Source organism: Paenibacillus polymyxa (genome assembly GCF_001719045.1).
GTDB classification, from domain to species: Bacteria; Bacillota; Bacilli; order Paenibacillales; family Paenibacillaceae; genus Paenibacillus; species Paenibacillus polymyxa_B.
This window is the reverse complement of sequence record NZ_CP015423.1, coordinates 5,497,658-5,509,509: the sequence shown is the minus strand read 5'-3', so window position 1 is coordinate 5,509,509 and position 11,852 is coordinate 5,497,658. Positions and strand designations below refer to the sequence as shown.

Genomic DNA, 11,852 nt, shown 5'->3' with positions numbered 1-11,852 from the left:
AAAAATGCGATATATGAATGGTTTTATTTCAATATAAACATAAAAGTAAATTAAAGTATGTCGATATAATGTATAAATATATTATACACACAAACCATGCCCTTTTTTGTCTAAAAATCAGGCATTGTTTGTAATTTTTAATGAATTTTTGTAAAAATTTCTGTGTAGTAAGTGTAAGAAACGGAATTTGTGCTATATCTGGTGCTTGACAAACCAAATTGTAATGCGTTGCAGTCGTTCCACACGAAGCTGCGGATGTCCTTTTCGTGAAAGTTCGTGGCTTTATCCACAACCCCTTTCGGCGAACGAATCTGCTTCGTCCGTTCTTGGTGATCGGGTCTATTTATGGTTAGCCGTTCACGAATGTAGGTATCAAATAATTCAGGATTCACCACTTTACGCAGTAAATGCATCGTCCCATCCCCTGTTCCGTGATCAAAAGCATAGATACGTTCATATTCCCAACGCTCGTACATGGATAGCAGATATGGATGCTTCTCCGCTGTCGCTAGTGTCACCGTAGGGGCACCCAACTGATCACGAATAATCGTGTGTTCTATCCAATTCGTTTTCTCCCGTACCCTTGCCCTGTGCAGCCGGGTCTACAGCGAACCACATGAGGAAGATCAAAAGTTCTAAAATGCAACCTGATGGCACGCTTTTTATGACGAATTTTATAATGAAAAATTAAGTTACAAAGGTGTTCCTCATAAAATTGTGCAATGGTCTGCAGCGTCAATTGCTCTTCTGAAGGAAGCTCTTCTAAATCTATGAGTTCATGAACAGATAAGTACATAACATTTCCCCTAAACTAAAGAATCGGCCTTGAATAATCAAGGCCGATTCACGTTATTAACATAATAGTGGCAACGGCAGAGATCATCTCCCTGCGAGATACGAATGGAATTATTCACCACCCGTAAGTGCCCCCAAGCGGGTACGCGCGAGTGTCTCATCCGCGTAGTCGGAGCAAATAAATTTGCTCATAAATAGCAACATGCAAAGTAATTTTTATCCTTAGAAACCGAACTGAATCCTTAATACAGCGGGTTACTTTACACTATATGCGGCATTTCATTTGTTCAAGTTTATCTTTAAAATTATATTTGTTCATCTAATGACTTAGTGAACTACACGCCACTCCAAATTTACAGGTTAGTCTCTAACCCAATAGATGCAATTACAATGCGAGTTTCAGTAGATTATTGGCAGCGTTCACGTCCCGATCATGATGTACATTACAGCTGGGACAAGTCCATTCACGCAAGCCAAGATTCTTCACGTCTGCATTTTTGTAACCGCAACATGAGCATAATTGTCTACTAGCTTTGGGTGCAATAATCAGATCACGTCCTTACCAGTTCGCCCTGTACTCAAGCATCGAACGGAACAAGCTCCAAGATACTTCACTTATCGTGGCTTTAGCAAGCTGATTTCTCACTTTGTCCTTGTTAGCACCCATAAAATAAATATCTTAAAACCTTTCAGAGACAATCTTCAGGAACAAGCATAATAATCCAGCATTCTGTTATGATTACTTCTATTTCATATGGACGTAGTACATATCCATGCTCATACATATAATAGCACTCTTTAGGCTAACAGTTAACTTTGAGTTAAGAGGAATTTCTTCAATTAAACTTGCGTCTGTATGGCGAACATTCCCTACAGCTTTAGAAACGGGATACGAGTTCATTAATCCAGCAGGGTATGGCCGAAGCATTTTTAATACATATTCCGTTTTTGTTATTTCAATGTAAGAACTACGTCATCCATCAAGCCTACTCTTCGTCAGGACTAGGTTACTTCTATGTTATTCCTTCTTAGTTTCCATATCCTATTTTTAAACTGTTTAAATATCTAATTCCGAGAAGATAAAAGAGAGCACAGCCCATTAAGGCTGTGCTCTCTTTTATCGTGCTTGGCGACGTCCTACTCTCCCAGGACCCTGCGGTCCAAGTACCATCGGCGCTGGAGGGCTTAACGGTCGTGTTCGGGATGGGTACGTGTGGAACCCCTCCGCTATCGCCACCAAACATGAATTTACATCGTAAATTCTACCGTACGGTTATTCAGTTCATCACTTATCGTGTGAATGAATAGCCATGCGCTTGTTGTATGTATTTCTACATACCTTCAAGGTTACACCCTGAAAACTGGATCCGAAACTTATTTGCGTTTTATTCTTAGGATAAGCCCTCGACCGATTAGTATTGGTCAGCTCCATGCATTACTGCACTTCCACCCCCAACCTATCTACCTCGTCGTCTTCAAGGGGTCTTACTAATTGGGAAATCTCATCTTGAGGGGGGCTTCACGCTTAGATGCTTTCAGCGCTTATCCCTTCCGTACATAGCTACCCAGCGGTGCTCCTGGCGGAACAACTGGTACACCAGCGGTACGTCCATCCCGGTCCTCTCGTACTAAGGACAGCTCCTCTCAAATTTCCTACGCCCACGACAGATAGGGACCGAACTGTCTCACGACGTTCTGAACCCAGCTCGCGTACCGCTTTAATGGGCGAACAGCCCAACCCTTGGGACCTACTTCAGCCCCAGGATGCGATGAGCCGACATCGAGGTGCCAAACCTCCCCGTCGATGTGGACTCTTGGGGGAGATAAGCCTGTTATCCCCAGGGTAGCTTTTATCCGTTGAGCGATGGCCCTTCCATGCGGTACCACCGGATCACTAAGCCCGACTTTCGTCCCTGCTCGACTTGTAGGTCTCGCAGTCAAGCTCCCTTCTGCCTTTGCACTCTTCGAATGATTTCCAACCATTCTGAGGGAACCTTGGGGCGCCTCCGTTACTCTTTAGGAGGCGACCGCCCCAGTCAAACTGCCCACCTGACACTGTCCTCGCACCGGATCACGGTACCAAGTTAGAACCTAGATACGATCAGGGTGGTATCCCAAGGATGCCTCCCTTCAAGCTGGCGCTCAAAGTTCTACGGCTCCCACCTATCCTGTACAGATCGTACCCAAATTCAATATCAAGCTGCAGTAAAGCTCCATGGGGTCTTTCCGTCTTGTCGCGGGTAACCTGCATCTTCACAGGTATTAAAATTTCACCGGATCTCTCGTTGAGACAGCGCCCAAGTCGTTACGCCATTCGTGCGGGTCAGAATTTACCTGACAAGGAATTTCGCTACCTTAGGACCGTTATAGTTACGGCCGCCGTTTACTGGGGCTTCGGTTCATAGCTTCGCCCCGAAGGGCTCACCACTCCCCTTAACCTTCCAGCACCGGGCAGGCGTCAGCCCGTATACTTCGCCTTGCGGCTTCGCACAGACCTGTGTTTTTGCTAAACAGTCGCTTGGGCCTTTTCACTGCGGCCCCCTCGGGCTATTCACCCTACCGAGGCACCCCTTCTCCCGAAGTTACGGGGTCATTTTGCCGAGTTCCTTAACGAGAGTTCTTCCGCGCGCCTTAGAATTCTCTTCTCGCCTACCTGTGTCGGTTTGCGGTACGGGCACCTTCTCCTGGCTAGAGGCTTTTCTTGGCAGTCTGAGATCATGACCTTCGCTACTATAATTTTCGCTCCCCATCACAGCCCAGCCTTAACGATGTGCGGATTTGCCTACACATCAGCCTCACTGCTTAGACGGACATCCATCAGTCCGCGTCACTACCCTACTGCGTCACCCCATTGCTCATAACGGATTACGGTGGTACAGGAATTTCGACCTGTTGTCCTTCGACTACGCCTATCGGCCTCGCCTTAGGTCCCGACTTACCCTGAGCGGACGAACCTTCCTCAGGAACCCTTAGGCTTTCGGCGGATCTGATTCTCACAGATCTTTTCGTTACTCATACCGGCATTCTCACTTGAATGCAGTCCAGCGCTCCTTACGGTACACCTTCAACCCGCATTCAACGCTCCCCTACCCCTGATGCAAGCATCAAGCCATAGCTTCGGTGGTGTGTTTAGCCCCGTTACATTTTCGGCGCAGAGTCACTCGACCAGTGAGCTATTACGCACTCTTTCAATGGTGGCTGCTTCTAAGCCAACATCCTGGTTGTCTGTGCAACTCCACATCCTTTCCCACTTAACACACACTTGGGGACCTTAGCTGATGGTCTGGGCTGTTTCCCTTTCGACAATGGATCTTAGCACTCACTGTCTGACTCCCGGAACTAAATCTATGGCATTCGGAGTTTGACTGAGCTTGGTAACCCTTGCGGGCCCCGCACCCAATCAGTGCTCTACCTCCACGATTCTTCTTTCCGAGGCTAGCCCTAAAGCTATTTCGGGGAGAACCAGCTATCTCCGGGTTCGATTGGAATTTCTCCGCTACCCCACCTCATCCCCGCATTTTTCAACATGCGTGGGTTCGGGCCTCCAGTGCGTGTTACCGCACCTTCACCCTGGACAGGGGTAGATCACCCGGTTTCGGGTCTACGTCCACGTACTCATTCGCCCTATTCAGACTCGCTTTCGCTGCGGCTTCAGCTCTTCACCTTAACCTTGCACGGGAACGTAACTCGCCGGTTCATTCTACAAAAGGCACGCCATCACCCATAGATCGGGCTCTGACTTCTTGTAAGCACACGGTTTCAGGATCTATTTCACTCCCCTTCCGGGGTGCTTTTCACCTTTCCCTCACGGTACTGCTTCACTATCGGTCGCCAGGGAGTATTTAGCCTTGGCAGATGGTCCTGCCGGATTCATACGGGGTTTCACGTGCCCCGCACTACTCGGGATCCGTCTCGGAGGGAACAAGTTTTGAACTACAGGGCTTTTACCTTCTCTGGCGGGCCTTTCCAGACCTCTTCATCTAACCGGTTCCTTTGTAACTCCATGTGAGACGTCCCACAACCCCAAGGAGCAAGCTCCTTGGTTTGGGCTAATCCGCGTTCGCTCGCCGCTACTGACGGAATCACAATTGTTTTCTCTTCCTCAGGGTACTTAGATGTTTCAGTTCCCCTGGTCTGCCTCTATTCTGCCTATGTATTCAGCAGAAAGTGACTGTCGATGAAGACAGCCGGGTTTCCCCATTCGGACATCCCCGGATCAAAGCTTGCTTACAGCTCCCCGAGGCCTTATCGTTGTTCGCCACGTCCTTCGTCGGCTCCTGGCGCCTAGGCATCCTCCGTGTGCTCTTTGTAGCTTAACCTAGTATTTACATCGTAAATACGATTTGCTCTGAATTTTGGTTCAACACGAATGTGTGAATGAAATTCAAGGCAGCTACCTTTATTTCACTTGTTTACACAAGATCAGCTTAAAGGAATATTCTAAAACGCAATTTCGTTTCGGTATCCAGTTTTCAAGGTGCAATATTCTCTCCGGCTTTAACCCCGGAAAAACATCATATCAAATTCCTCAATACTTGAATACAAGTATATTTTGGAAATCCGATGTGAGAGTTTGAACTCTCAAAACTGAACAACGAGTGAGTAAGTTAAGGATATTCATTTCATTCACACGAACGTGATGAACCGAATTGAATATCCGGTCGCAGGTACGTTGTACCTGCTGAATTGAATGTTTCCATTGCAGGAAACGATTCTCCATAGAAAGGAGGTGATCCAGCCGCACCTTCCGATACGGCTACCTTGTTACGACTTCACCCCAATCATCTACCCCACCTTCGGCGGCTGGCTCCCTTGCGGGTTACCCCACCGACTTCGGGTGTTGTAAACTCTCGTGGTGTGACGGGCGGTGTGTACAAGACCCGGGAACGTATTCACCGCGGCATGCTGATCCGCGATTACTAGCAATTCCGACTTCATGTAGGCGAGTTGCAGCCTACAATCCGAACTGAGACCGGCTTTTCTAGGATTGGCTCCACCTCGCGATTTCGCTTCCCGTTGTACCGGCCATTGTAGTACGTGTGTAGCCCAGGTCATAAGGGGCATGATGATTTGACGTCATCCCCACCTTCCTCCGGTTTGTCACCGGCAGTCTGCTTAGAGTGCCCAGCTTGACCTGCTGGCAACTAAGCATAAGGGTTGCGCTCGTTGCGGGACTTAACCCAACATCTCACGACACGAGCTGACGACAACCATGCACCACCTGTCTCCTCTGTCCCGAAGGAAAGGTCTATCTCTAGACCGGTCAGAGGGATGTCAAGACCTGGTAAGGTTCTTCGCGTTGCTTCGAATTAAACCACATACTCCACTGCTTGTGCGGGTCCCCGTCAATTCCTTTGAGTTTCAGTCTTGCGACCGTACTCCCCAGGCGGAATGCTTAATGTGTTAACTTCGGCACCAAGGGTATCGAAACCCCTAACACCTAGCATTCATCGTTTACGGCGTGGACTACCAGGGTATCTAATCCTGTTTGCTCCCCACGCTTTCGCGCCTCAGCGTCAGTTACAGCCCAGAGAGTCGCCTTCGCCACTGGTGTTCCTCCACATCTCTACGCATTTCACCGCTACACGTGGAATTCCACTCTCCTCTTCTGCACTCAAGCTCCCCAGTTTCCAGTGCGACCCGAAGTTGAGCCTCGGGATTAAACACCAGACTTAAAGAGCCGCCTGCGCGCGCTTTACGCCCAATAATTCCGGACAACGCTTGCCCCCTACGTATTACCGCGGCTGCTGGCACGTAGTTAGCCGGGGCTTTCTTCTCAGGTACCGTCACTCTTGTAGCAGTTACTCTACAAGACGTTCTTCCCTGGCAACAGAGCTTTACGATCCGAAAACCTTCATCACTCACGCGGCGTTGCTCCGTCAGGCTTTCGCCCATTGCGGAAGATTCCCTACTGCTGCCTCCCGTAGGAGTCTGGGCCGTGTCTCAGTCCCAGTGTGGCCGATCACCCTCTCAGGTCGGCTACGCATCGTCGCCTTGGTAGGCCTTTACCCCACCAACTAGCTAATGCGCCGCAGGCCCATCCACAAGTGACAGATAACTCCGTCTTTCCTCCTTCTCCCATGCAGGAAAAGGATATATCGGGTATTAGCTACCGTTTCCGGTAGTTATCCCTGTCTTGTGGGCAGGTTGCCTACGTGTTACTCACCCGTCCGCCGCTAGGTTATGTAGAAGCAAGCTTCTACATAACCCCGCTCGACTTGCATGTATTAGGCACGCCGCCAGCGTTCGTCCTGAGCCAGGATCAAACTCTCCATTAAAGACCAACCGAAGTTGGTTTATCGAAAGAGCGATAAGCTCATGTTGAAACTGACGAGATAATAATATCTCATTTTCGCTTCCATTTCATACAGCCTGACGGCATGTACCAAAATTTCAGCGTTGGATTTTGCAAGCAAAATCCGTACTCACTCGTTGTTCAGTTTTCAAAGATCAAATCAACAGCCGTTTAACTGGCTGGATATATAATTTATCACGTGTATACCTACCAGGCAAGTTGTAATATTTACCAGTTTACTAATTTGCATTTCTACACGGTGTAGTTTTTATTAAAATACTCCAACACACGATGATTTACCTGTAATAACCGAAACTCTCTTATCTCCTACTTGAAGTGCAAAGTTGATCAGGTATAAACGCCATAAATCAGAAAAGCAGAAGCTCTTTATGTATTGTATGAGCTGCTACTTTAGCTTTTATGATAAAAATCCTGAAGTGTTCGCTTAGCTTAAAGCTGTAGCTAAATCCTGTATCAAAAGTTCAGCAGGCTCATGCCCTACAGCCAAGCGGATAAGCGATTCAGGCATGTGTTGTTTTTTTAGACTCTGTTTATTGAAGCCGTAGTTTGGTGAGATCACCTGACTCTCCATGGACCCCCAAGATACACCGATCCGGATCAGTCGCAGTTTATTGATCACTCTACATATATCCTCATAAGTCGAATCCTTTAGTTCAAAACTGAATAATCCGGCATAGCCTTTGAGCTGTCTACATGCGAGCTCATGTTGTGGATGAGAAGGGAGTCCGGGATGATTCACTTTGGAAATGGCCGGATGATCTGATAGAAAACGAGCAACCAACAAAGCGTTTCTCTGATGGGCTTCCATTCGGAGCGGGAGTGTTCTTAGCCCCCGAATGAGTAGCCAGGCTTCAAAAGGGCCCAACGAGCCGCCAATCAACTCATACTCTTCAGCATACATACGGTTTATTATCTCTTTAGAAGCGATCACTGCCCCTGCAATTAAATCATTATGACCACCCAAGTACTTGGATGCGGAGTGAACAACGATATCTACTCCCCATTCCAATGGTTTTTGGAAAAGGGGTGTAGCCCATGAATTATCTACGATTGTGCGTATACCCTTCGCTTTGGAAAGCGAAGTTACCTCCTGAATATTTACCATATCGAATGTGAATGAGGTAGGAGACTCCATAAGAATAGCTCGGGTCTGCGGTTTGATGGCACCAGCGACTGCTTCTGTTGAAGTCGAATGTACGATTGTATAGTCTATATGGAACCTCTTTAAATATTGGGCTAGGCTGACGGAGGTTTCATATATGTGTCCGACCAGAATCAGATGGTCCCCTGCGGACAAGCTACACATTAGCGAGGCACTGATAGCAGCCATTCCGGAAGCAAAGCACTTGCAGTCCGCCCCACCTTCCAGCGCAGCAATCATTTGCTCTGCAATCTGAACGGTAGGATTGGTTCCCCTCGAATAGACATAATGCTCCTTTTCATTATTAGCTGCTTCAGCATAATCTTCGTAAGTATCAAAGAAAAATGGAGCAGTCTCATAAATAGGAGGAGCAGCAGCCTTAGCAAAATACCCTAGTTCGCCCTCAAATTTGAGACAGATAAGCTGATCATCCGAGAAACTCAAACCTGATCACCACTTTCTAAAAAATTTCAAACCCGTATGAGGTAGTCTCCTCAATCCGGAACTCAAATATTCTATAATGTAAACTCCTCTAGACCCTGTGGTGGTTGATTTGCGAAATTCGGAAAATTATGAGCCAAATGTTTTTCAATAAGTATCCAATTCATAAAAATAACGTATATTTTAGGTTGCAGGGCAAAGATATGCTTTATCAAAAAAAGAGGGGGTTCACATGTGTCAACACGTTGGATTAGAAATGTTCTGAAACCTGGAAAAAGGTACACACAGGATATCGAAAAATCCAAACAGCAAGCCTCTTCAGAACCCATAAATCCATCATTAGCACATACTCTATCTTTGCTCAAATTAAAACTTGGGAAAGCTCTGACTTTATTATTCGTGATTTTCCCGGAAGTCCTACCCATGCCGGCCAATTTGCCGTTTGTTATATTGAAGGACTGATTGACCAAAACTTGCTTCAAATCATCAATTCGCAAAATCAGATATATCAAGCTATCTTGTCCGGAAGTGCTGTCATTGTGATTGACGGTAATGTATGTGCTTTGGCCATTTCCATAACAGGCGGGGCCAGAAGAGCTGTTGAGGAGCCCAGTTCCCAAACCGTCATTAGGGGGCCTAAATAAGGATTTACAGAGGAAATCTCGTTGGTTGCTCAACGGGAAGGAACCCCTTTTCCTGCATTATTGGAAGCATTCATGATGGAATTAATGTTTGAAGTGATTCGTGAAGCCGGTGTACGGATGCCCCGGGTCATCGGACCAGCCGTTTCAATCGTAGGGGCTCTGGTTATTGGGCAAGCAGCAGTACAAGCCGGACTGGTTTCAGGTGCAGTGGTTATCGTTGTTGCCTTCACAGCTATATCTAACTTTGTAATTCCGTATTTTAGTATGGCCTCAGCAGTCCGGTTGTTGCGTTTTGCTCTCAGTGCTGCTAGCAGGAGCACTGGGTCTATTCGGTATTCTGATGGGGATCATCCCCCTTTTGGTTCACCTTGTATCACTCAGGTCGTTCGGCATTAATTATTTTATGCCCTAAAATTCGGGAAGGATGGGAAGCAGCTCAGAAACGGAATATCGATCTTGTTGGAATCGGGAATAAAATCCACCAAAAATATCCTCAAGATTGGAAAAAAATAAAGGATACGTGGCCTAAAGAGTTGGCAAGCATGGACATGGAGCTAGATGTAAAAGTAAACATTAAACGCCCAGGGTTATTTCAAAAATCTTTTAAAGAACTGTTGGAATCTGAAAATGATAATTAAATGCATGAAATAAATATGGGAGGGGTGAATGTAGGCCATGAGTAAAAATACACTCCGGGTATCAGAGTTGATCGCCTGTATTTCATTGTTTGAGTTGGGAAGTACAACCCTGTATTTAATAGGTGATGAAGCTAAGCAAGATGCTTGGTTAGCTATGCTAATAGGAGCTTTAGCAGGACTATTTGTCCTTCTGCTTCATCTAGCCATTCACCATCAGGACCCTAATTTAGATTTGTACATGTTGTTTCGGCGATACATGGGGAAATATTGGGGTACACTCTTCAACCTGTTGTTTGTTGGATATTTTGCATATGAAACTTCCCGGAATTTACGCGATTTAGGCGAGGTGACAGTGATGACTTTGCTGAACCAAACACCAATATGGGTCATTACCTTGATTACAGTCATGGTTATATCAAATACGGTTCGTTACGGATACAAAGTATTGTTTTCATTTAGCTTAATTCTTTTACCTGTTTTTGCGATTGCATTTACTGTAATTACTGTATTTATCCCGGCCACCGGCCTTTTTCACTTTGAGTTTATACTTCCTATTTTAGAATACGATGGTTATTTTTGTTCTGGGTTCCAAGATCGCCGCAAGCAGCACGCTGCCTCTTTTGGAAACTGTACAATTGATTGAATTGGCAGAAGTGTTCGAACGCATGGATGCACTTTTCACCTTGCTCCTCTTTCTTGGCTTAATTATCAAAATGGTCGCATTTTTTAATGGTGCCGTGATAGGGCTTGAAAAATAACTAAAATTGGATTTAAAAAATGGGTTTTGCCTCTCGGAGCTCTCATTTATGGGCTTTCATTTCTATCCCCTAACTACACTCATCACATTATGACGGGTCGGAAGACTGTGGTTACTTTTTGGTTTCCTATTTTTCAGTTTATCCTCCCATTATTGCTTCTTATAGTAATAGTTATTAGAAAAAGAAAGAAGCTAAAAAAACAGCCCGATTCGTAATTCAGCCTCTTTTATTGTGCTTTTTCTATTTCATCGGCACGATGTGAAGTGTTCCATCCTCGCTAAACTCTGCATAGGCAATCTCATCGATACTATCATATCCCTGCTCTCGCAGTTTTGCTTTAATCTCTTCAATATCGATTGACTTCCCACGCATAGATTCGTTCAGGAATTTTCCTTTATCAATGACTGTAACAGAAAAAAGATCAGGCTGTGCATCTATTCCCATATCCTGAGCGGCGGGTGGCTCGTATTCGGGTTTGCGCATGACTGACAATGAACCGTTCGTCTCTAACGTGGCATACCAGACCTCACGTAGAGAAAAAATATTTTGCTGGCGCAGCATGGAGAGCAACTGTGTGAATTCTATATCATATTTTTCAAGCATCTCTTGATTGACCTGGCCCTTATCCACGAGCAGCACTGTTCGACCTTCTGCCATATAGCCAAATTTCACAAAACGGGTCGTTGCCTTTTCAAAAAAGTAGGCCAGCACGCACCATAGTGCCAAAGCAAACAATAGCTGCCCAATGGTTACCTTATCGTCATATAACGTATTTCCCACAATTTCGCTTAACACCAATGATGTTAGGAAATCGAGTGGTGTTAACTGACTGAGTGTTTTCCGACCTGTAATAAAAGTAATGATCCACAAGCCAAAAAAGCTGATGGTCAATTTGACACCAATCGTAACAAATACCTCCATAAGTATGCCTCCCGGAAGAAGTTGTTTTCCTTATGTGTTATTTACACCTGTCTACCTCAGCATAAACAGAGGGGTATTCCTAAAATTGTCCGATTAAAAAAGCCCGCTACCAACTAGAGGCAGCGAACTTACTAATTACGGCTATTATATAATCTTAATCTTTCAGATGTTTATCAAAAAACTCTTAACCACGTCCAA

General features: G+C 45.8%; 7 protein-coding genes, 3 rRNA genes and 3 pseudogenes. 5 read left to right on the top strand and 8 right to left on the bottom strand.

The genetic code is table 11. From position 1 onward, the window contains the following. Window positions 1-353 precede the first annotated feature (353 nt). The 7 genes and pseudogenes from AOU00_RS27630 to AOU00_RS27300 all read right to left on the bottom strand — a co-directional run. A pseudogene (locus AOU00_RS27630) lies at window positions 354-630 on the bottom strand (GNAT family N-acetyltransferase); the annotation flags it as partial. A gap of 550 nt (window positions 631-1,180) precedes the next feature. Then, window positions 1,181-1,435, bottom strand: a pseudogene (locus tag AOU00_RS26055) (zinc ribbon domain-containing protein); the annotation flags it as partial. A gap of 484 nt (window positions 1,436-1,919) precedes the next feature. Further along, window positions 1,920-2,036, bottom strand: a 5S ribosomal RNA gene (gene rrf, locus AOU00_RS24695). 151 nt (window positions 2,037-2,187) lie between these two features. Continuing rightward, window positions 2,188-5,114: ribosomal RNA gene (locus AOU00_RS24690) — 23S ribosomal RNA — on the bottom strand. Window positions 5,115-5,517: 403 nt separating this feature from the next. Next, window positions 5,518-7,073: ribosomal RNA gene (locus AOU00_RS24685) — 16S ribosomal RNA — on the bottom strand. Together the 16S, 23S and 5S rRNA genes form the textbook arrangement of a ribosomal RNA operon. Window positions 7,074-7,535: 462 nt before the next feature. Continuing rightward, window positions 7,536-8,696 carry a trans-sulfuration enzyme family protein gene (locus AOU00_RS24680; protein ID WP_061831679.1) on the bottom strand — a complete coding sequence of 387 codons (1,161 nt, stop codon included), beginning with the start codon at window positions 8,694-8,696 and terminating at the stop codon, window positions 7,536-7,538. Between the two features lie 71 nt (window positions 8,697-8,767). Beyond that, a complete protein-coding gene (locus AOU00_RS27300) occupies window positions 8,768-9,175 on the bottom strand; it encodes a hypothetical protein (protein WP_237166233.1) in 408 nt (135 codons plus the stop codon). A gap of 57 nt (window positions 9,176-9,232) precedes the next feature. Between AOU00_RS27300 and AOU00_RS27295 the strand changes: the two genes are divergently transcribed. The 5 genes and pseudogenes from AOU00_RS27295 (at window position 9,233) to AOU00_RS27280 (ending at window position 10,733) form a co-directional block, all read left to right on the top strand. Beyond that, window positions 9,233-9,337 (top strand): spore germination protein, encoded by a 105-nt coding sequence (locus AOU00_RS27295; protein ID WP_231109504.1) that lies wholly within the window; start codon window positions 9,233-9,235, stop codon window positions 9,335-9,337. A 15-nt stretch (window positions 9,338-9,352) separates the two neighbouring features. Beyond that, window positions 9,353-9,746 (top strand): annotated as a pseudogene (locus AOU00_RS27290) (spore germination protein); the annotation flags it as partial. Continuing rightward, a complete protein-coding gene (locus tag AOU00_RS24665; RefSeq protein WP_061831676.1) occupies window positions 9,706-9,975 on the top strand; it encodes a Ger(x)C family spore germination C-terminal domain-containing protein in 270 nt (89 codons plus the stop codon). The pseudogene AOU00_RS27290 and the gene AOU00_RS24665, both read left to right, overlap by 41 nt. A 37-nt stretch (window positions 9,976-10,012) precedes the next feature. Beyond that, a complete protein-coding gene (locus AOU00_RS27285; protein ID WP_231109501.1) occupies window positions 10,013-10,618 on the top strand; it encodes a GerAB/ArcD/ProY family transporter in 606 nt (201 codons plus the stop codon). Continuing rightward, on the top strand, window positions 10,542-10,733 hold the full coding sequence (locus tag AOU00_RS27280; RefSeq protein ID WP_231109500.1) for a GerAB/ArcD/ProY family transporter: 192 nt from the start codon (window positions 10,542-10,544) through the stop codon (window positions 10,731-10,733). The genes AOU00_RS27285 and AOU00_RS27280 overlap by 77 nt, the downstream gene beginning before the upstream one ends. Window positions 10,734-10,973: 240 nt before the next feature. Here AOU00_RS27280 and AOU00_RS24655 read toward each other — a convergent pair whose 3' ends face one another. Next, window positions 10,974-11,654: a YetF domain-containing protein gene (locus AOU00_RS24655; protein ID WP_069291903.1), complete on the bottom strand. Its 681-nt coding sequence runs from the start codon at window positions 11,652-11,654 to the stop codon at window positions 10,974-10,976. Window positions 11,655-11,852 lie beyond the last annotated feature (198 nt).

Bases quoted from the DNA above. Each gene is read 5' to 3' on its own strand.
- AOU00_RS27285 (WP_231109501.1), top strand. From the start codon at position 10,013: ATGAGTAAAAATACACTCCGGGTATCAGAGTTGATCGCCTGTATTTCA.
- AOU00_RS24655 (WP_069291903.1), bottom strand. From the start codon at position 11,654: ATGGAGGTATTTGTTACGATTGGTGTCAAATTGACCATCAGCTTTTTT.
- AOU00_RS27280 (WP_231109500.1), top strand. From the start codon at position 10,542: ATGGTTATTTTTGTTCTGGGTTCCAAGATCGCCGCAAGCAGCACGCTG.